Origin of the sequence: Clostridium sp. CF012 (assembly GCF_018861755.1) — a bacterium.
Taxonomy (GTDB): Bacteria; Bacillota; Clostridia; order Clostridiales; family Clostridiaceae; genus Clostridium_AD.
In genome coordinates this window covers 39,739-61,948 of sequence record NZ_JAHLEF010000018.1, presented here as the reverse complement: position 1 = coordinate 61,948, position 22,210 = coordinate 39,739, and the positions used below count along the sequence as shown (strand labels likewise).

Sequence of the window (22,210 nt, the reverse complement as noted above, 5' to 3'; positions counted from 1 at the left end):
CTAACATAAAGGATTAAATATTTTTTTCATTATTATACTTGTTCCCCTACCTTTATCAGACTTTACTTCTAAGCTGTCCATAAAAGTTTCCATTACAGTAAAACCCATACCTGACCTCTCTAAGTCTGGACGTGAAGTATATAATGGTTGCATAGCAATCTCTAAATCGTCAATTCCTTTTCCTGTGTCACTTACTATAACTGTTAATTCATTTTCATTGATAATAGCTTCTATATTAATCATTTCCTCTTCGCTATCATATCCATGAATAATTGCATTGGTAACTGCCTCTGAAACCGCAGTTTTAACATCACTAATCTCTTCAATTGTTGGATCTAATTGCGCCGCAAATGCTGCGACTGCTACTCTTGCAAAACCTTCATTCTGGGATTTACTTAAAAATTCAATTTTAATTCTATTGTGACCCATATTAATCCCCCCACTAAATATTGTTTACAGCTTGTTCAACGTCGTCATATAGCATTATGATCTTAAACATTCCTGACAATTCGAACACTCTTTTTACTGAAGATTTAATGCTTGTTACACATACTTTTCCATTTCTCATATGTAACTTTTTGTATCTTCCAATAACCACCCCAATGCCTGAACTGTCCATAAACGACACTCCATCGAAATCCATAATTAATTTGTTGTATTTATCTCGGTCTAAGCGATCGTCTATCATATTCCTTACTTCTTCAGCACTATGATGGTCTAGTTCTCCAGACATGTAAACAATCAATTTATCTTGGATATTTTCAAAATTTAAATGCATCTTCTTCCCCCTTGAATCATTTTAAATTAAAATAATTTTTCAGTTTTGTCTAAATATTATACCTTTATTATATATTCTACCAATTACATTATTTTCCTTCTTTTTTTTAAATATATTTAAGCATATTTTTATATTCTACCCATATCTATTGATTTAATACATTTTTTGATAATTAAATTGACAATTAAATTGACTAATGCAAACTATTGCCCTATATTAAAATCATTGTTATACTATTGTTGTTTAACTTTTGAAATTATTTGTTAATTGGGAAAATATAAGTAGTTATCAATTATTAATTGTTATCTACCCCAAAATATGAGGAGGAATTACAATGGATATGTGGTTTAAAGAAGGTCAAATAGCAAATGCTGCTATGACTTATAAAATAAAGGAAACTTTGGTTACAAAGACAACGCAGTTCCAAGAGCTTGCAATTCTTGATACTGAGGCTTTCGGAAGAATGCTAGTGCTCGATGGAATAGTTCAAACAACAATTGAAGACGAATATGTATATCATGAAATGATAACTCATATTCCTCTATTTACTCATCCAAATCCTAAAAGGGTTCTTGTTGTGGGTGGAGGAGACGGTGGTGCAATTCGCGAGGTATTAAAACACCCTGGTATTGAGAAAGCAGTACTATGTGAAATCGATGTAGATGTTGTCAAAGAATGCAAAAAGTTTCTTCCTGAAATAAGTTGTGCTTTAGACAACCCTAAATGTGAGGTTTTTATTGGGGATGGTATAAAATACGTTCATGAGCATAAAAATGAATTCGATGTAGTCATTGTAGACTCTACTGACCCTTTTGGAGCTGCTGAAGGATTATTTGGAGGAAGCTTTTACAGTGAAATATATGACTGCCTAACAGAAGACGGTATTTTCATTGCACAAACAGAAACTCCCTTTTTTCTTCCTGAAGTCGTAAAAAGAGTTTTTAATGATGCAAAAGCTGTGTTCCCTGTTACAAAATTATTTATGGCTGCTATTCCTACTTATCCAAGTGGATACTGGAGCTTTACTGTAGGTTCAAAAAGAATCGACCCAGAGACAGTAGATTTATCAGCTGCTTGTGAATTTAATACTAGATACTATACTAAAAAGTTACATAAAGCCTGTTTCGCCTTACCTAAATTTGTAGAAGATTTAATAAAATAGGAATAACTTTGTTTTTGAATCTTCTAATACTGTGTCTTTTATAAATGAAATCTAAATTAGACATGAGTTACCTAATTATCTATTATAATCATATAAGAAGAGAGGTTTGCACCTCTCTTCTTATATTTCAATATTTTAAGTTTTAATATAGAACCTTATAAATATCTCTAATTTCATCTCTGCTTAGAGGCACATAATTGTTATTTAAAAGCCTTTGTTGACCTACAACAACGCTATCTGCAAAACTTTCAATTTCTTCTACCTTCATACCATAATCTTTTAATGGTTTTCTAACTAATAATTTATCAAGTACTCCAGCAAGTGAAGCAAACACATCACTATCAACATTTACATTTAAAATATCTGCAAGTATTTTATTAACATTTTTAATTTTACCATTTGGATTTTTCTTATTATATGTTCTAAAAACTTCAACAAACATCTGGTAGTTTGCTTCTCCATGAGGAACGTGGTAAGTGCCTCCAAGAGGATAAGAAAGTGCATGAACAGCCCCCACTCCTGTGTTACCAAAAGCAATACCAGCATAGTTACTACCTATAACAAAATCTTCAATTATTTCTTTTCTATACTCTTCACCTTTTTCAATAATTTTCATATATCCCTTTAAAATCAATTCCATTGCTTTGACACTAAATAATTCTGTGTAAGGATTAGATTTTGGTGATACATAAGACTCAATAGCATGGATTAGTGCATCTATTGAACTAGCAACAAAGAATTTGTATGGAAGTCCTTTAACAAGTTCTGGTATAAGTACTGCATGATCTGCTAATAATTCATCTGTAGCAAGCCCCATTTTTGTATGTTTCGCTTTAATTTCAGCTATAGATAAATTTGTAACTTCTGAACCTGTACCAGCAGTTGTAGGAACTATTATAAGCTCTTTATCCTTTATTAATGGAACTGTTTTCTCGAATAGTTCTAATGCTCTATTTTCACCCTTTATTACAAGAAGTTTTGCTATATCGATAACACTACCTCCACCTATAGCAAAAATTCTTTTAAATGTCTTTCCTTTAATAACTGACAATACTGCATTAATTATCTCATCAGATGGTTCGCCAACACCAAATTTTTCCAGGAAGACTATCTCAGCTTTAAGATTTAAACTTCCGAAGAATGGATTATATATAAATTCATTTGATAATACAAAATCTCCTTCACCTATATTAAAGGCTTCTGCAAATTCTTTTGATGTATCAAATTTATGGATTTGTGATTTAATTGAAAATAATTTCATTATTTTTCCTCCTATTTTGTAATTATTTATATTTAGGAAATAGGTTTCAACTCAATCCGTTGAAACCTACTATTTTTATACTATTCAGCCCAGATTTCCTCAGCAGTTGGAACTTTGGCATCCTTATTAAAATATCCTATTCTTGATATATTTATTAAGTGATAAAAAGTAAAGTTTTCAGATATTGAATTATTTCCCCAAGATCCACAACCAAGAGTTGTAGATGGATTGAACCCATTATTGAAACTTCCGCCAGCTCCTGTAGATGATGTTTGATTAACAACTAATCTACTTATAGGTAATTCTTTACCTGCATATTCAATATGAGCATTGTCATTTGAATGAACGGCTGTAGTATGTCCTGCACCCTCATATAAAAGGTTAGTTTTAGCAAGTTGTACTGCTTCTTCAAAAGTATCGTAAGTCATTGTTATCATATATGGGAACATTTTTTCCTTGTTAAGTACATCTAGTGATCCTATTCCTTTAGTTTTTAATATAACTACTTTTGTAGCTTCCGGAACCATAACGCCTGCCATATCAGCAACAAACTGAACTGATTGACCAACAAGTTTACCATTTATTACTCCGCCTGGGAACATAACATTTCTAAACTTTTCAATTGATTCTTCATCTTCGATGTAGTATGCGCCATTGTTAACAAAGGCCTCCATTATTTCAGCATGTTTTTCAACTGGAGCTATAATACTTTGTTCTCCAGAGCAGATGATACCATTATCAAACTTTCTTCCTGCGATAATATCTTTTGCAGCTTGATCAAAATTATAATCTCTATCAATAATAACTTGAACATTTCCTGCTCCAACTCCAAAAGCTGGTTTTCCGCTGGCATAAGCAGCTCTTACCATTCCCATTCCACCTGTAGCTACTACTGTATCAACAGCTGACATTAATTCTCCTGTTAATTCAACGGATGGCTCTGCTATTATTTGAATTAGGTTTTCTGGTGCTCCAAGTTTTCTTAATTCATCATTCATTAATTTAACAGCATGTGCTGAGCAATTCTTCGATCTTGGGTGTGGTGCTACAATAATTGCATTTCTTCCTTTTAGCGCAAACATAGCATTACACATTGGTGTAACTATTGGATTTGTTGTTGGTGTAATAGAACCTATAACCCCCTTTGGTTTAGCTACTAGTAGTATTCCTTCTTTTCCTTCTTCAGGTCCCATGATATCTACTGATTTTTTACCTTTTAAGCTATTCCATATAGTCCTTGATTTTCCCATATTCTTAGCTACCTTATCTTCATAAACTCCCATTCTTGTTTCTGTAACTGCTTCTTTTGCAAGTACCTCTGCATTATCAAATATAACTTTACCAATTACTCTAACTAACGCATCCACCTGTTCTTGATTATAGTTTGCAATACCTGCTTGAGCTTTCCTTGCTTTAACCATCATTTCATTTATATAAGCTTTGTTATCCATTATTATTTTCCTCCTAAAAATTGTATATTATTATTCATTAATTATACTAATTTCTCCTTCATGGATCCTGTATCTAAAAATCTACTATGCCATCCTAAAGATTTATTTAGCATATGTGGTGTATGTTTTGCTCCAGTGAGTTGAGCATCTTCAAAATATTTCATAAGAGCTACTTTATAATCTGGATGTGCACAATTGTTAATTATTTTTAGTGCTCTTTCTCTTGGGCACAATCCTCTTAAATCAGCTACCCCTTGATCTGTTACAATAACCATAACATCATGCTCTGTGTGATCTACATGCGATACCATTGGAACAATTGAAGAGATATCTCCTTTTTTTGCAATGGACTCAGTTGTGAATATTGTTAAGTAAGCATTTCTTGCAAAATCTCCGGATCCACCAATACCATTCATCATTTTGCTTCCCATTATATGTGTTGAATTAACATTACCGTATATATCCACCTCTATAGCTGTGTTCATAGCAATAACACCTATTCTTCTCGCAATTTCAGGATTATTACTTATTTCTTGAGGCCTTAATACTATCTTATCTTTATAAAAATCTATTTCTTCTTTAAATTGAACCATTCTCTCTGGGGAAGGACTTATGGCTGTGGAGGATGCTACTGTTACTTTCCCACATTTTAATAAATCTAACATAGAATCTTGAATTACCTCTGTATAACAAGTCAAATTTTCAAAATTTGACTTGCAAAGACCACCAAGCACTGCATTAGCAACACTACCTACCCCAGATTGAAGTGGTAATAAATTCTCTGGTAGTTTACCTTCTTCTACTTCTTTCTCTAAAAACTCAATTAGATTCTTAGAAATTTTCTTTGATGCTTCATCAATTGCTGCAAGTGGCCTTGTTTTGTCTAAAAGATCTGTCATAACAATGGCAGCAATTTTCTCAATTCCACAAGGTATGCAGGTTGTTCCAATTCTATCTCCTGGATGTATTAGTGGAATTGGTTTTCTAAAAGGTGGTTTTTCTGTCATATATATGTCTGCCATTCCTTCTAGTTGGATGGGCTGACTTTCATTCACTTCCACAATTACAAAATCTGCATTTTTTATATAACATGCAGCATTTCCAATGGCGGTACTTGGTACAATACATCCATCTTCTGTAATTGCAACAGCCTCAATAATCGCTACATTTATTTTAGGAATAACTCCACAATCTACATATTGGGTACTATGACTTAAATGCATATCTATATAATCAATGTCTCCACTATTAATGCTATTTCTTACTTCATTATTGGTTTGGTATGGTAATCTCTTTGAAATAATTCCTGCTTCAGCCCATGCGCCATCGATTTCTGCCCCGACGGAAGCACCACTATATAAGGTTACTTTCATTTTTTCACCAGTAGCTTTTACTCTAGCGGCTAAAGCCAATGGAACTGCTTTTGGATAACCTGATGGTGTAAAACCACTTACTCCTACTACCATTTTATCCACTATTAACTTTGCAGCTTCCTCAGCAGTCATTATTTTACCTTCTAGACTTGCATTTCTTATTCTATCAGTATTCATACTTTCACCCCACCTTTTAAAATTTTCTCTTAAATCTTTTTTCCCACTCTTTTATAAGTTCTAATCTAAAATTCGGATGTGCAATACCTATTAGTGCTTTTCCTCTTTCACTTAGTGTTTTCCCCTTAAGTTCAGCAATACCATACTCTGTAATTACATAATGAACATCATTTCTAGATGTAGTTACTGCTGCACCTTCATCTAGTAATGGTACAATTCTAGACATTGTTCCTTTACTTGCTGTGGATGGCATAGCAATAATAGATTTTCCGCCTTTTGCCATTGCAGCTCCCCTTGTAAAGTCAACTTGTCCACCAACTCCACTGAATTGCTTAAGTCCTATACTCTCTGCTACTACTTGACCCATGAGGTCTACTTGTATACAGGAATTGATACACACCATCTTATGGTTTTGCATAATTACCACAGGATCGTTTACATAGTCCACAGAATGCATGGAAATCATAGGGTTATTATCTGCAAAATCAAAAAGTCTCTTGGACCCCATTAAAAAGGTAACTATGATTTTACCTGGATGTAAGGTCTTCATTTTATTTGTTATAACGCCAGCCTCTACTAGTTCAACCACTCCATCTGAAATCATTTCAGAATGAATTCCCAAATCTTTTTTGTCTTTTAAAAATAAGAGTACAGCATCTGGAATTGCTCCAATTCCCAATTGTAACGTAGATCCATCTTCAATCAAACTTGCACAATTTTCTCCAATTATCTTTTCCATATCACCTATTTTAGCTGCTTTTAACTCTATAATAGGATTAGAGGTTTCAACAATATAGTCAATATCTGAAACATGAATGAAGTTATCTCCCATTATTCTTGGCATGAGTGTATTTACTTCTGCAATTACTATCTTTGCGCATTCTGTAGCGGGCTTTGTATAATCATTAGATAACCCATAGCTGCAATAGCCATGTTCATCTGGAGTGCTAATTTGAATTATAGCAACATCTACTGGTAATCCACCTTCCCGAAAAAGTTCTGGAACTTTATAAAAAAAACACGGGGTGAAATCTGCTCTTCCCTCAGCTATAGCGATTCTTGTGCCACCACCTACAAAAAGTGCATTGTGATGAAAATACGGTTCCATTCCATCCTTTACATAACCCCCTTTTCCTAAAGACAACATGTGTACAATTTCTACATCTCGATAATTTTCTTTATTTGTAATCATAGCCTCTATAACATCAATTGGTTCTGAACAAGCATGTCCTGTTACAACTCTATCACCAGATTTGATTTTAGCTGCAGCTAATTTTGGAGAAACCACCTTACTTTTATAAGTTTCTTGCCAATTCACCTTTGTCACCTCTTCTTTTCATTTATAAATTTTTTGAATTTAAATTCACGATATTGTCTTATATTTCACAAAGTGAATAAAAATTTTTTAATGTGTTTCATTCTTAATTATCTTTTTTAATAATCTTTTTATAGGTATCCCACAATTCCGAACTTACATCATAAATTTGTATAACTTTCTTTACCTCTGGAATCTTTTTCTTTAAAGCTTTCTCTACTACATCTTCTATAGTAACTTTAGCAGAAGGACAACCTTTACAAGCTCCTAAAAACTTGATTTCCACAATTCCATTTTCCACCTTGATAACTTCAATATCACCATCATGTAATGCTAACTGTGGTTTTACTTCTTCTTCAATTACCTTTTTAATTTTATCAATCATAATAACCTCATATATAACAGGGGGATGCCCCCTGCTTTCTTTTAAATATTTTCTATAGTACATTCATATTCATTATCATAGATTTATTAATCTATTCGATTACATTGGCTATAGCTTTTGCTAATTTTTTCTTATATGCTAGGTTGCCCTGTCTTGCAATCATGATTCTTTGTGCTTGTGGTGATCCAGCTCCGTGCATGGATTCTGTTCTATAGCCCACTGCTGCTGTTCCAAGAGTCATGTTTTCTATTAACCTTAAAATTTTCATCCGATTTTCTGTAGAAACTGATGCAATACCTTTCAAATACTTATCAATATAAGGTCCTATTTTTTCATTTCTAAAATCTTGCTCTGAAGGCATTGTTACCATTATACCTCCAGCTATATCCTCTGCAAGTCTACAAATTTCATATGGGAATCTAGTTACGTTTTGCTTACATACATTTGCAAGTAAATTATCTATTTCATAGTTACCAGCTTTTGTTACATGGCCTTCTGCAGAACATGCTATTCCACAGGCGTAAAGTGTTTCATTTAAGTGAGTCATTTCTATTAATTTATCTTTAATATGTGTTGCTTTTTGAGCTCCATTATACTCTGAAGCTACCGCTGCTGCGCCGATAAGTACATCACCAACGCCAACTTTACATCCACCATAGCTTTGTCTATGATATCCAGCGAATCTTTCTACAAGCATTCCTACAAATTCAGTTTCTCCATTTAAAAATACTCTTTCATTTGGCACAAATACATCTTCAAATACAGTTAATGTTTCTTGTCCACCAAATTCACTGTTTCCTCTATCAATCATTCCCTCTTCTAGTTTCCGTGTATCACAAGATTGACGTCCGTATATATGAAACACACCTTCTGCATCTGTTGGAATTGCAAAGGATACTGCCCATTCTTTATCATTTTCCGTCATTGCTATTGTTGGCATTACCAAAATTTCATGTGAATTTGTCATACCTGTTTGATGTGCTTTTGCACCCCTTACTACAATACCATCTACTCTTCTTTCTACAACTCTTAAATACATATCTGGATCTGCTTGTTGACTAGGTGAAAGGCCTCTATCTCCTTTAGGATCTGTCATTGCACCATCTACGGTTAAATCATTTTTTTGAACATAAGTCAAAAACTTTTTAAAATTCTCGTGATAGCTTGTTCCATGTTCCTTGTCTATTTCAAAGGTAGTACTATATACAGAATTAAAAGCATCCATACCAACACATCTTTGAAAACATGATGCAGTTTTTTGTCCAAGCAAACGTTGCATTTTAACTTTCTTTATAAGGTCTGAAGTATTTTGATGAAGATGAGCAAAACGATTTACTTTTTCTCCAGTTAAGTCTGATGTAGCAGTCATTAAATCTTCATATTCTGGATTTTGTGCTAATTCGTAGGTCATAGCCACAGAATTTAATGATGGGCGAATAATTGGATGATCTACAACATTTTCTACTAATTCACCAAACATATAAACCTTTAGATTTAACTTTCTAAGACTTTCTATATATTGTTCTTTTGTCATGAGTCCCATTAAGAACAGCTCCTTTATTATTTATTATAAATTTAATCAAATTTTATTTTTGTTTACACGTTTCATATAGCAATAACTATGCCAACTTGTTAAATCATAGATATGAAGCCATTTTTAGATTTATGTAATCATATGAAGTATGATTACGAATATTACAGTAAATAAGAGTCCAAAGGGATAGGTGGCTCCATAACCAGCAGCAACTTCATCAGTCTTTGTAGCATCAATTGCAGCCCCAAGTCCTGGTGTACTTGTCATACCTCCGCATATTGCGCCTGCAATAATGATCCAGTTCATTTTAAATATATATCTTGCCACAAAAAAACCAGCACTCAACGCAATGAGACCAACTATAAATGAAATTAATGCAAGTGTTGCACCACTTCCACCAAGTGCTGCTACAGTTTCATACCCATATTGTAACCCTACTATAGCCAAGAAAAGAGAAAGAGATAAGTCTCTTATGGCAGAAAGCACGCGGGTGTTCATTCTAAATGTTAATGGTCCAATCTTTCCGATATGACCAAGCCATAATGCCATTATAAGTACTCCACCAGTTGATCCCAAACTAAACCATTTAACAACTGGTAGGTATATATTTATTAAACCAACAAAGTATCCAACCAAACACACTGTGAGGAATGAAACTACATCCATACCAACTTCTTTAATGTTTTTTTCTGCAGCTTCATTTTCATTAAAAGATGTCATCTCAGATTTAAATCTTTGTTTTTCCTTTTCTACATCCATTTTAAATATAACCGGGAAAAAGTTCATAGCGATAATCACTACTAATACGCCTGGTGCATATCCAATAGCATGTCCAAGTCCGACTTGTGCTTGTGCTACTGCACCATACTTAGCAGTGGATTCTAAGGCTGCTGCAAGTGCTGGTGAACTTGTTAAAGCTCCTGTATAAACTCCAGCAACAGCAAAATTATTTTGACCAGTAAATACAAGCGTAGCTAAATATGTAACCAATGCACCTGTAGCAGTTATCACACCACCAAGTACAACGAACCTGGCTCCATATTTCTTAACAACCTTTCCGATATCTTTTCCTGCAAGTAACCCAACTGATGCAATAAAAAGAATCAGTGTAAATGTAAACAAGGTATCGCTAACAACTCCGTTTTTAAAATAATTAGCCGCATATTTGGGTGCGCCTACAATTAAACCTTGTTTATGATTACTTGGGTCTACCATAAATGGAACGCAGTATTTCGAATAAAGTAACCAGCCAAAAAATATTCCAGTAAATAAACCACCTGATTGTCCAAGATTGAATTTCCCAATTTTAATGTTACCTAGCAACAATCCCGTTACCGTTGCTAAAAACATAGGAACAAATGGATTGGTTAAAAAAGCTGTTAAGTCAAATCTCATTTTTTATGCCTCCTCAATTAATTAGAATAAATATTTACTAGTTTCACAAGAAATAAAATGTTATATAATTGACAATAATGTTAATAATTTAACATTTATATTTATATATCTAGCAATACCTGTGCCAAAGTTATAAACGGGTGTTATGTTTTTCAATAAATGCTATGAATTAAATGTATATGATTTCATTTTACTTAGTATTTAAACTAATTATTGTGAAAACAATCACAATAATTAGTTTTTAAAAAACAACTTGGTTGTGAAAATAATCACAACCAAGTTGTTCGAAATTCAATATTTGTTGCATAAAAGAAACAAAAAACAGAAATCAACTTTACATAAAACATAAATTCTTGCATAGTATATGTATTTCACAAGATATATTCGTTTATTGCATTTTTGCAACACGTTTCATTTTTGCAACACTTCTTTTTCTAAATATCTTTTACGCTTTCTAACAAAAGTAGAAGCATCAATACCAAGTATTTTAGCCGCAGCCCTTACATTACCTGTATTTTCAAATGCTTGACTAATAAGCTTGGCTTCTAATCTTGCAACCGCTTCTTTTAAATTACACATATCATCCCAACAATTATTTTGTTTGTTGATTGTACCATGAGTGGTCATTGGCAAATCACTTTCGAATATTTTATCACTGCTGCTCATCACTATAACTCTTTCTACAATATTTTTAAGTTCCCTAACATTACCTGGCCAACCGTAATTATACAGGGTATTCACTGCCTCAATAGTGAAAGTTTTCTCAAAGTTATATTTGCTATTTAATTCAGATAAGAAATGTTGAACTAAAGGTACAATATCTTCTCTTCTTTCCCTTAATGGCGGTATAGTAAGAGGGACAACGTTTAACCGGTAATATAAATCCAATCTAAAGGTTTTCTCTATAGTCATCTCTTCTAAGTTCCTATTAGTAGCGGCTAATACTCTTACATCAATTTTGATGGGTTTCACCGCTCCAACTCTTTCCACTACGCCCTCTTGAAGTACATTAAGCAGCTTAACTTGTATATCTAAAGGAAGTTCTCCAATTTCATCTAAAAAAACTGTACCCCCATCTGCCACTTCAAAAAGTCCCATCTTCCCTTCCTTATTAGCCCCTGTAAAAGCACCTTTTACATAGCCAAATAGCACTGATTCTATTAGATTTTGAGGGATTGCTCCACAATTAATTTTTATAAAATTTTTGTCACACCTCATACTATTCTTATGTATAAATTTTGCGATTTCTTCCTTTCCAACTCCAGTTTCTCCTAATATTAAAACCGTAGTATCCACAGTAGCTACTCTTTTAGCAACCTCTAATAAATTTATCATTGCTTTATCCTTAGCAATGATATCGGTTAAATCTAAATATTGAATTCTCATAGCCTCTATCTCTGAATGATATTTTTCTGTAAGCTTCATATTTTTAGCTAGCTGTTCTCCTAACTCGTACAATTCCGTTATATCACGTACATTTGTAACCACCATGCTTATATTACCTTCTGCATCAAATATTGGATTACTAGAAACCAATACTTTTTTTCCCGTACTGAATTCCTGCTCAATAGTATTAGATTTTTTATTTTTTAATACCATAAGAGTTGATGACTTAGATATATATCCCTCTTTTTCTAGTTCATACATATTCCTATTCAGCATATTTTTTCTTTGTAAACCAGTTATAGTTTCATAAGATTTATTAATCCTTAAAGTATTAGCTTTTCCATCAGTTATATATATACCATCATAGGATGATTCAATAACTTTATCTAATTCAGTGCAATTAAGATTTGCAATGCCGCATTCATCAACACAGTTTAATTTTTGCTTTAGCTCACTTATTTTCTCTATTGCAGTATCAAAACGTTGCTTAAATATATTATTCACGTTAAAAATTCCAACAAACTTACCTTGCTGATTTTTAACTGCCATATAATTTTCCTTGACGTTAATATAATTTTGTATTTTAGAATCTTCATTGATAATATTTTTTTTGTCTAAGGTAAGGTTTTTTATACATATATCAAGGCTAGTGCATTTAATAAAATTCGCAATTATATCATTTTTAGTTATAAGCTCAACCAAAATTTCATTTTCATCTAATATAGGTATAACTTCAACTTCATTATTCATAAATAACTGTGACGCTTCATAAAATGTATTATTTTCTTTAAGTGTAACATTACCTTTTATCATAACATCCCTTACTTTCATAAAAACACCTCACAATTTATAAAAAAATTGCGCTATGTTTTTATACATTTCATAGCACAATTTTATTATAACAGAAAAAATATAATTTAATATAATTATTTAGTTTATATTTTAATTAAAGCAAAGATATCAAGCAACTTCATTAAACCATTCCCTTTATATTAATAGAACACCATCTAACTAATTCACTCATTATTAACTTACCATCCCAAGGAGAATCATAGAAATTCATATACCCAATTTTCACAACTCTATCTACTCCAAGAGCTGTTGTTTTGTCAGCAAAATGTATTGACTTCTTACTATTCTTTGATGCTATGCCAATGGTTTGTATCTTCTTGGTAATTAATGGACATATATCTAATATATCCTCTACTTGCTTTATAAATATTGTTCGTCCTGTAATGGCTTCCTCAAGCTTTACTTCACTATCAATTAATATTGTATATTGAAGTCCCTTACTTATATAAAGCGACTTATCCAAACACAGAGAATATTCCCCTCTTTTATTAATTACCTTTGCAGCTATTGCCTCATCTAAGTCTAAGTTAGTGTGTCTCTTTATCAATTTCTCGAATTTTACACTTAACATTTGACCTACTTCTTCCACAGATAGTTTGCTTTTCTCTATAAATAAAACTTGAGGGGAAGAACATGCCTTCTGCTTAAATGAAATTATATCTGTTACTAGATTTTCTAAGTATTCATCAAAATCTTCACTTTCAATGGCTGATTTATCGAAAACTGCAAAAGAGTACTTTGGACCAAAAATTAAATCCACACAAGTATGTTTTTTGGGTAGAATTGATATAGCATTTACGGCTGTTTCACCACCCCAAACGATTCGTGCATCTGCTTTTAAAGACATCTGTGAATTGTGTTTCACATCCTCACTATTAAAATAGATAAGGGCAATATTATTTAATATAACTTTAGAGGAATATGAATGTCCATGATATACAACCTCAATATTGTCTAAAAGAATTAATAATTCATATAATGCACTAACACATTCCATAGACACGCGAAGAATATTTGCATTTTTGCATAATATACTCTGAAGTACTGAATAAATTCCAAGAGTAATTACATTCCCAGCCATCCAATGGCAAACTACGCCACGTGGCTGAGCTTTAATATATTTTTCATCATCTACTTGCACAAAATTATTCAGGTATTCCATACTTCCTAAGTTAAGCTCTAACTGTTTCTCCATATTTATCTTTTTTAAATAAAAGCATAAGAATGGAACTCCTTCCATTCTTAATATTTCTCTGTTTGTTGCTATTTTCTTACTGTATTCATTTATAATAAGTATTATAGCTTCTACAGGAAATTCATGAAGCTCTGCAAGATTCTTATTTAAACAAGTATGTATTACACCAAAGTCCAGAAATTCTATCCCATTTTTATAGAATTCTCCATTTAATTCATAACACTTTATCATCTTCCTACCTGCCTTTCCGCAAAGGTATCTCCACAGCCGCGAGTTTCGGCCTTGTCTATTCGTGACTTAAATTTAAAATATTTACCGCATCTACCACAAGGACAATCATCTACTCCTATAAATTCACCAATATCCTCAGTTAGAATCGCTTGAGATGGATAACTTGAGCCTAAAATACTAATAACTTCTATAAGCCCTGCTTGCCCAAACTTCACCTCTTCTAAAGTCTGTATATCCCTTATAATAACATCTGCAAAATTAGGTACATGTTTATGTCCGTACTGACAATCAATAAAAACTACTCCTACTTGTTCCACCATTCCATAAAAATCTATTACATTAGCTGCATTTGTGTTAAATATCTGCGCTACTGTCTCTGAAAAAACACTTTTTTCCACCTTTTGAGAAACTAGTTTTTTCCACCCACCACTATGTAATAGCTTTAACTTAGGCATATCTAGTTTTATTCCTTCCTGCGCTAGTACATTTAAGAATTTAGACCACAGTATATAAGTAAATCCATAAACTAAAATTTCCTCTCCCTTATACGCTCTTTCAAACTCGCGAAGTCTATCTATATTTAATTTAAGTTCATCCTTTTCACTATCCATAACATAGAAGATTTTACTTCCAAAAGTGCTTATCCCTCTTATAGCCGCCCCACGCGCAGTTATATTGTCTCCTCTTTTATTGCTGTCCGCGGAATCTATTATAAGCATAGGTCTTCTCTTTCCTCCTAGAAAACTTGTTAAAGTACTTATTAATCCCTGCGTTTGTCTTATTGATGTCCCTTTGTCTAAATAAATTTTGCTTGGAATCCCTGTGGTGGTAGCACTAGAGTTTAAGACTCTTACCACCTGATCTTGCTTACATATTCTAAGATCAAAATATTTAAACATATTTACAGGTATATATGGAACCTGTTCTAGTGATTTTATACTTCTAATATCTACACCTGATTTATCATACATAGCTTTCATGTTTAAATTTGACCTATTGTGTTCTAGTTGCGATAAGATAATATTCAAAAGTAGCTTTTCCTTTTCCTTTTGTTCTATATTAAACTGCTCGCCCAGCACTAGATCATCCATTAATTCTGAAGCCTCCATTTAACTCACCTCTTATTTTTACTTAATCCCTTTGTTAACACCTTGCCAGAGGAATTTTTGGGAAGAGTCTTTAGAAATTCTATATATCTTGGAGTTTTATAGGAGGGTAACTGCTTTTTACAAAAACCTAATATATATTTAAAGTCTATAGAAGATTTATTTTCTAATAATACTACAAATGCCTTTACTGCTTCTCCTAAAATATCGTCGTAAACTCCTATAACCGCACATTCCACTACCTCAGGAATTTGTACTATAACATCCTCTATTTCCTTAGGACTTATTCTATTCCCAGCACTTTTAATAATATTTTTTTCTCTCGAAACTATATATATGTATCCCTCATCATCCACTTTTGCAAGATCACCCGTATATAAGTATCCCTGCTTTATAACCTTTTCAGTCTCGATCCAATCATTGAAATATCCCTTCATTACATTTCCACCTCGTGCAGCAATCTCCCCTATTTCTCCAGGTTTCACAGGGGTTCCTTCACTATTTAAAACCACCAGTTCTGTTCCACTAATACCTTTTCCTACAGAATTCATCTTTTTACCAATTAAATATGGCGGTAAATACGATAGTCTTGATGTTGCCTCAGTCTGACCATACATTATAAAAATGTCTACTCCTTTTAACACATCTATCAGCTCCCGTATAAAAACCTCTGACAATTTTCCTCCAGCTTGAGTTATGTACCTTAAGGAAGGAAGCTTGGTGTGCTTTATATCTGTCATTCTAAGAAGTATTTGATAATTGCTCGGAACTCCTGAAAATCCTGTGCAATTATATTTATTTATATCCTCAATAACTGTTTGTGGAAACATAAATCTATTATTGATAACAATGCTTCCGCCTACCCTAAAGTGGGTATGCAAAATCGAAGTACCATAGCAATAATAAAAGGGTAAAACCATTTCTATTCTATCTTTCACTGTAAGCTTCAAATACTCTATTATAGAATTTGTGTTATACATGAGATTATAATGAGTAAGCATCACCCCCTTAGGAGTTCCTGTGGACCCAGAAGTAAAGAGTATTACAGCTACATCTTCTTTTATGCTTATATCATCACTATAATTTATTTCATGTTCCTGAGTAAAATTACACACACTGTCTTGTGTACAAATCTCAACGTCATCATCGATTAAAGCATTTATTTTTTCTCTAAATTTATTCTGAGTAAAGATTAGCTTAATATTAAGAGAATCAATAATATATTTTATTTCAGAGCTATTTAAAGCTGGATTTATGGGGACACAAATAACTCCACTTTTAATTATCCCAAAATAATTTTCAATAAAAAAATTAGAATTATCTGAAACCAAGAGTATAGCGTCCTTTTTAGAAAGCCTTTTGTTTTTTATAAAAGAAACTTTCTTATTTACATTCTCAAAGGTTTCTTTATAACTTATTTCATTTTCAAAAATTACAGCTGTTTTATCATATTTTGATGAAAATTCAAAAACATAATCTGTAAAGGTCATATCTGAATGCCATATTTCTCAAGTATTTTTTTTATACCTCCTATTGTATACATTCTAGAGATATCTACTACCTCTAGGGATATGTCAAAAACTTCCTCCAAACTTGTAATTAGTTCTACATGTCCTAAAGAATCCCAATTTTCTATATCATCTGGTCCCAAATCATCCTTTATATCTTCTAATTTTTTAAAATCAAATACATCACATAACACCTTGTTTAATTTTTTTAAATTACTCATAATAATGCCTCCTAAGTTATTATAATTTATTATATTTATAGCAATTTTTATGCCAAAAAGAAAAAGATTATACTTCTCCAAGTATAATCTTTTTCTCTTCTTCACTAAATTGAAAATAATCGTATAAATAATTCTGGTCACTGTTGTTCCAATCTGTCATAATTGGAATGCATAATTTCATTAAATTGTTTGGATAATACTCATAAGCATCTTCCCCAAGTTTTTTTGCAAAGGTCTTAAAGTAAAATTCATAGATTTTACTATTTAATAAGTATAATAGAAAATCATAAGTAAAAGGTACATCCTCTTTTAATATCAATGCATAGACATCAGCACTAAAATAACTTCCCTTGTCAAGGGCAAACCTATTGCTGCTTGCTTTAAAAGGGAAAATTATCTTTTCTGCTTCAAATATGCTTTGATCTCTGCCCCATTGAAGTTCATACCACTTCCTAATACCCCTTTGGCATTCTCTTCTTTTTAATAGCTTTTCCATCTTTTCCTCAATATGAGCTATGGCCCTTGGATACTCCTCTAGATTATTAATTAAATCTGAATATATTATATAACTATCTTGTCTTAAAACAGAATTTTTTTCTATGTAACTACTTTTAATCCAAGGTTTTATTAAATTTTCTTCAATATTTTCTTTAAGCGCAGTATCTTTACTTACTACAAAAGCTTTGTCACAGCCAGTTATTACACCTTGATAACTATTGCATATATTACTCAAATGTGTAAAACACTTTTGTTCTATTTTATTTATTATATTTCTCTGTTTTTCATCTATTAGAATCCAACCCTTGTCATTTAATTTGTTTTTATTAAGGCGAAAACTATTATAGTTGTTCCCGCTTTTTAGGAATATGCTATTGTAAAATTCATTTTTGTTTTTGCCTTTTACAGCTATTGGTTTCATGATTTGAATTTCACTATCATGATTTCTAATATTTGTTATAAACAAAATTACAGGGTCTATTCCTATATTTTTAAATGGTCTTATGCCATAAAAATCTATGATTTTGTCTACATTGCACAAATCTTTTAATACTTTCCTTAAATCCTCTCCACTAGGGGATTCTAAAAAGTATCTAGAAGTAATAAAGGTGAGTTTTCCACCATTTTCAAGGTCTTCTAATGCCTTTTTAAAAAAACAATAAGATAAATCCCCTTTATCACTATACACTTCACTGTATCTAACTTTCAAATGCTCTGCATATTCCTTATCTATAGATTTCTTACCAACATAGGGTGGATTGCCTATGAAAATATTATATTTATTGTCACTTTCATATAATAAAAAATCCACATTTAAGATATTATTACATATGCTACCCTTACTTAAATCATACAAATCTATAATAAGAATTTTTGTAGCTATATCATCAATATCGAAGCCATATAAATTGTGTTTTATTATATGCTCATCAAGATTTTTCAAATTTAAATCCAATCCGTTTTTATCATTTATTATGTTTAGATTATCCACATATAAGTTTCTAAGAAGTTTAAAACAACAAATTAATATATTTCCCGTGCCACATGAAGGATCCACAATTTTTATATAGGGGTTCTCTATTATCTGCTTAGCCTTTATTGTATTTTCTATCATATAGGAAGATATTGGTTCTGGAGTGTACACTGTGCCTTTTTCTTTATTGTTTTTAATAAACTCATAGTAAGCACCGCCAAAGCTTTTCTGATGTGAAAACTCAATTTCCCTTTTATAATTTTTTAGCGCAGTTATTTTAAATATATCATCTATTGGACACAGTATAATGTTATATAATTCATGTATTTTCTGTTTAAATAGTTCTAACATTTATATCCCCCACCTATGCAACTACAACTAGAGCATAATTAATTGTTCAAATACACATTTCTCATTAAACATGTATTTAAAAGTCTTTTAAAGTATAACATAAATCATCATTATGGTGAAAGAAAAAAACAAGTCAAGTACGCTAGCGTACCGACTTGTTATATAATTACATGCTTTTATTAACAATAACTAATATTTCGTCCCGTTTTAATCTTCCTTGTTCTACTAAGCCATGGCATGCTGCACTAATCTCTTCCTTATAAGTTTCATCTTTAATGCTAGAAAGATTTATCCTAACATTTAAAATTGCGCTTTCTATAGATGCTTGAAGCATTAAAGCTGAAACCCCCGCATCCGAAATTGCATTTTTGTTACCTAATTCTGCTGCTATTTTAACATATTCATATATTTTGTAGGATTCTTCCGCTACATTTAGTGGAATTTCTAATGCCTTTTGATATCCTTCTTGGATTTTAGCGCTTCTTGCACTCTTATCGTCCACTGTTTCCTTAGGAAGTTTGAAAGCTGACATCAAAATCAGAAAAACCTCTGTATCTTTGTTCATTAGCTCTAAGAATCTATCATTATACTTAAGACATTGCTCTAAGCTTTTATCAACCTTCATTTTATCTTCAGGGCTAAATTCATTGTAAGCCTTCTTACCTACAGTTAAACTGAATACCATGGCACCTAATGCACTAGCTAGTGATGCTCCAAGAGCTGCAACACTCCCACCTCCTGGTGCAGGCGAATTTGAACCCAATTCATTAATAAATTCTCTTACGGTTTTTTCATCTAACATTTTGTACTCTCCTTCTTGAATCCTTGATTTTGTATTACAATTTTTCCGCTTTTTATTACTGTATCGACCGCATTGGCACCAAAATGATATATTAGATAATTTAAATTTTTACTATTAAAGATAGCTATATCTGCTTTCTTTCCCACTTCAATACTTCCAATTTCACTTTCGCGATTAATGGCACAAGCCGCATTTATTGTCATTGCATTAATAATCTCCTCTGGAAACAATTTCATACCAAAACAAGCAAAGGTCATAACCGTCTGCAATGATTCCGTAGGGGAAGTGCCAGGATTACAATCTGTAGCTAAGGATACAGCCACACCTTCTTCTATCATTTTTCTGGCTCTAGCAAAATGATTTAACATTAAGTAGAAGGATGTTGATGGTAATAGTACAGCAACCACATCATTTTCCACTAGTGCCTTTATTCCTTCGTCTGAAGCTGCAACTAAATGCTCTGCTGATGTAGCTTTGAGTTCCCCTGCAAGTTCCGCAGCCTTTACTGTTTCAACTTCGTCTGCATGGATTTTTATGTTTAACCCAAATTTTTTCCCTGCTGTTAAAATCCGTCTGCACTCTTCTACTGAAAATACGCCTTTCTCACAAAAACAATCAATAAACTCTGCAAGTTTATTTTCACTTACATATGGAATCATATTATTAATTATTTCTCCAATATAGGCTTCTCTATCGCTTTTATACTCCTTTGGCAATGCATGTGCTGCCATAAATGTAGATACTACATCTATAGGGTGCGTTTCATTTAAAATTTTGTTTACCTCTAAAATTTTAACCTCCGTTTGTAAATCGAGACCATATCCTGATTTGCTTTCAACAGTGGTAGTACCATGTTTAAGCATTATGTCCAGTCTTTTTCTACTTTCTTCTACAAGCTGATCCATTCCAATTTTTCTAGTGTTTTCAACTGTACTTAGTATTCCCCCGCCACTATTTAATATTTCAATATATCCAACCTTATTTAGCTTTAGTGGCAGTTCATTTTCCCTTGAACCAGCATATACAACATGGGTATGTGGATCTATAAGCCCAGGCGTAACAGTTTTTCCTTTTCCATCAATAACTGTGCACTCACTAGTTATATATTCTTTATACCCAGACCCTTCTCCTACAGCTTTTATTTTGTCATTTTCAATGACTACATAGCCATTTTCTTTAATTTTAGCATCTTTAAATTCTTCACGTTTTTTTCTATAGCTTCCTTCGCAAGTAACTAGGCAATCGATATTTTTTATTATAATATCCAATATACTTTCCTCCATTCTATATAAACTGTAATCGCATAGTTATTACAGTTTATATATAGTAAATTTCAAATTTTATTCCCAAATTCTCTTTTCTAAAATTTGATCCATTGAAAAATTTTCTATTTGTAAATAGTATTCCGCACATTGAATTAGTGATTCCATTGGTACTAGTCCAATAACTTCACTTCCGATTACAGGAACACCATAACGTTTTGCTTCCATCTTAACCATTTCAAAAGCTCTATAAACTGCTGTTTTTTCATAATTAACTAAATTCATAGATACTTGAGCTACATTTCTGTCCTCAAGTTTTACCCCCATAGCTTTTACAAATCTTAAGCCTCCACCAAGGTTTCTAACAGTTTTAGCAATTTTATCAGCAATTTCAAGGTTATCAGTACCTAAATTTACATTAAAAGCTACTAGTGGAACCCTTGCTCCAATTGCAACGCAGCCACCTTTTACATTGACTTCAGCTTTGCCATAATCAGGTGACCATTTATCTTCTTTGATTTTTTCAAAAAAACCTTCATATTGTCCTTTTCTAACTACAGCTAAATTTTCTCTATGAGGTGCTGATGCCGCCTTTTCATATAGATATACTGGCACATCAAATTTACTAGCTATTGCACTACCTACTCTCTTAGCTAGTGCAACACATTCCTCCATAGTTACATCACTAATTGGTACAAAAGGAACTACGTCTAGTGCTCCCATCCTAGGGTGTGCACCTTGTTGCAGGGTCATATCAATGTTTTCATAAACTCTTGTTGCCATGTCTAAAATAACTTGTTCTACTCTTTCTGGTGTTCCAAAGAAAGTAACAACAGTTCTATTATGATCACTATCTGATGAATAATCAAGTAGCTTTATTCCTTCTGCATTTCTAACCGCATCAACTATTTTTTCAATTACCACTTTATTTCTTCCTTCACTAAAATTAGGTATACATTCAACTATTCTTGCCATTTTATTTTCCCCCTAAAGT

19 protein-coding genes are annotated in these 22,210 nt (G+C 32.3%); 1 reads left to right on the top strand and 18 read right to left on the bottom strand.

Features of this window, described 5'->3' with window-relative positions; genetic code table 11:
* Positions 1 to 429 (bottom strand): anti-sigma F factor, encoded by a 429-nt coding sequence (gene spoIIAB, locus KPL50_RS15825; RefSeq protein ID WP_216299508.1) that lies wholly within the window; start codon positions 427 to 429, stop codon positions 1 to 3.
* A gap of 13 nt (positions 430 to 442) precedes the next feature.
* Positions 443 to 778, bottom strand: coding sequence for an anti-sigma F factor antagonist (spoIIAA, locus tag KPL50_RS15820; protein ID WP_216299507.1), 336 nt, complete (start codon positions 776 to 778; stop codon positions 443 to 445).
* A 334-nt stretch (positions 779 to 1,112) separates the two neighbouring features.
* Between spoIIAA and speE the strand changes: the two genes are divergently transcribed.
* Positions 1,113 to 1,940 carry a polyamine aminopropyltransferase gene (gene speE / locus KPL50_RS15815; protein WP_216299506.1) on the top strand — a complete coding sequence of 276 codons (828 nt, stop codon included), beginning with the start codon at positions 1,113 to 1,115 and terminating at the stop codon, positions 1,938 to 1,940.
* Positions 1,941 to 2,082: 142 nt separating this feature from the next.
* On the opposite strand, the gene KPL50_RS15810 is transcribed toward speE, so the two are convergent.
* The 16 genes from KPL50_RS15810 to ftcD all read right to left on the bottom strand — a co-directional run bounded on the left by KPL50_RS15810 (position 2,083) and on the right by ftcD (position 22,191).
* Complete coding sequence (locus KPL50_RS15810; protein WP_216299505.1) at positions 2,083 to 3,201, bottom strand: 4-hydroxybutyrate dehydrogenase; 1,119 nt, start codon at positions 3,199 to 3,201, stop codon at positions 2,083 to 2,085.
* Positions 3,202 to 3,281: 80 nt separating this feature from the next.
* On the bottom strand, positions 3,282 to 4,652 hold the full coding sequence (locus KPL50_RS15805; RefSeq protein WP_216299504.1) for an aldehyde dehydrogenase family protein: 1,371 nt from the start codon (positions 4,650 to 4,652) through the stop codon (positions 3,282 to 3,284).
* A 41-nt stretch (positions 4,653 to 4,693) separates the two neighbouring features.
* Positions 4,694 to 6,202 (bottom strand): acetyl-CoA hydrolase/transferase family protein, encoded by a 1,509-nt coding sequence (locus KPL50_RS15800; RefSeq protein WP_216299503.1) that lies wholly within the window; start codon positions 6,200 to 6,202, stop codon positions 4,694 to 4,696.
* Between the two features lie 16 nt (positions 6,203 to 6,218).
* The gene (locus KPL50_RS15795) at positions 6,219 to 7,520 is read right to left on the bottom strand and encodes an acetyl-CoA hydrolase/transferase C-terminal domain-containing protein (RefSeq protein WP_216299502.1); all 1,302 of its coding nucleotides are present in this window, start codon (positions 7,518 to 7,520) and stop codon (positions 6,219 to 6,221) included.
* Positions 7,521 to 7,623: 103 nt separating this feature from the next.
* On the bottom strand, positions 7,624 to 7,902 hold the full coding sequence (locus KPL50_RS15790; RefSeq protein ID WP_253200657.1) for a NifU family protein: 279 nt from the start codon (positions 7,900 to 7,902) through the stop codon (positions 7,624 to 7,626).
* A gap of 91 nt (positions 7,903 to 7,993) precedes the next feature.
* Positions 7,994 to 9,445 carry a 4-hydroxyphenylacetate 3-hydroxylase family protein gene (locus KPL50_RS15785; RefSeq protein WP_216299501.1) on the bottom strand — a complete coding sequence of 484 codons (1,452 nt, stop codon included), beginning with the start codon at positions 9,443 to 9,445 and terminating at the stop codon, positions 7,994 to 7,996.
* A gap of 120 nt (positions 9,446 to 9,565) precedes the next feature.
* Positions 9,566 to 10,831 carry a hypothetical protein gene (locus tag KPL50_RS15780; protein WP_216299500.1) on the bottom strand — a complete coding sequence of 422 codons (1,266 nt, stop codon included), beginning with the start codon at positions 10,829 to 10,831 and terminating at the stop codon, positions 9,566 to 9,568.
* Positions 10,832 to 11,242: 411 nt separating this feature from the next.
* Positions 11,243 to 13,048, bottom strand: a complete 1,806-nt coding sequence (locus KPL50_RS15775; protein ID WP_216299499.1) for a sigma 54-interacting transcriptional regulator — start codon at positions 13,046 to 13,048, stop codon at positions 11,243 to 11,245.
* Positions 13,049 to 13,190: 142 nt separating this feature from the next.
* Entirely contained in the window at positions 13,191 to 14,495 is a 1,305-nt protein-coding gene (locus tag KPL50_RS15770; protein ID WP_216299498.1) for an acyl-CoA reductase, read from the bottom strand.
* Positions 14,492 to 15,604, bottom strand: a complete 1,113-nt coding sequence (locus KPL50_RS15765; RefSeq protein ID WP_216299497.1) for an acyl-protein synthetase — start codon at positions 15,602 to 15,604, stop codon at positions 14,492 to 14,494. Before KPL50_RS15765 ends, KPL50_RS15770 begins: the two co-directional genes overlap by 4 nt.
* A gap of 5 nt (positions 15,605 to 15,609) precedes the next feature.
* Positions 15,610 to 17,091, bottom strand: a complete 1,482-nt coding sequence (locus tag KPL50_RS15760; protein WP_216299496.1) for an AMP-binding protein — start codon at positions 17,089 to 17,091, stop codon at positions 15,610 to 15,612.
* Entirely contained in the window at positions 17,088 to 17,330 is a 243-nt protein-coding gene (locus KPL50_RS15755) for an acyl carrier protein (protein WP_216299495.1), read from the bottom strand. Before KPL50_RS15755 ends, KPL50_RS15760 begins: the two co-directional genes overlap by 4 nt.
* Before the next feature lie 67 nt (positions 17,331 to 17,397).
* Positions 17,398 to 19,152: an Eco57I restriction-modification methylase domain-containing protein gene (locus KPL50_RS15750; RefSeq protein WP_216299494.1), complete on the bottom strand. Its 1,755-nt coding sequence runs from the start codon at positions 19,150 to 19,152 to the stop codon at positions 17,398 to 17,400.
* Positions 19,153 to 19,318: 166 nt separating this feature from the next.
* Positions 19,319 to 19,954 carry a cyclodeaminase/cyclohydrolase family protein gene (locus KPL50_RS15745; protein WP_216299493.1) on the bottom strand — a complete coding sequence of 212 codons (636 nt, stop codon included), beginning with the start codon at positions 19,952 to 19,954 and terminating at the stop codon, positions 19,319 to 19,321.
* The gene (gene hutI / locus KPL50_RS15740) at positions 19,948 to 21,222 is read right to left on the bottom strand and encodes an imidazolonepropionase (RefSeq protein ID WP_375372931.1); all 1,275 of its coding nucleotides are present in this window, start codon (positions 21,220 to 21,222) and stop codon (positions 19,948 to 19,950) included. The genes KPL50_RS15745 and hutI overlap by 7 nt, the downstream gene beginning before the upstream one ends.
* Before the next feature lie 72 nt (positions 21,223 to 21,294).
* Positions 21,295 to 22,191: a glutamate formimidoyltransferase gene (gene ftcD / locus KPL50_RS15735; protein ID WP_216299492.1), complete on the bottom strand. Its 897-nt coding sequence runs from the start codon at positions 22,189 to 22,191 to the stop codon at positions 21,295 to 21,297.
* Between the last annotated feature and the right edge of the window lie 19 nt (positions 22,192 to 22,210).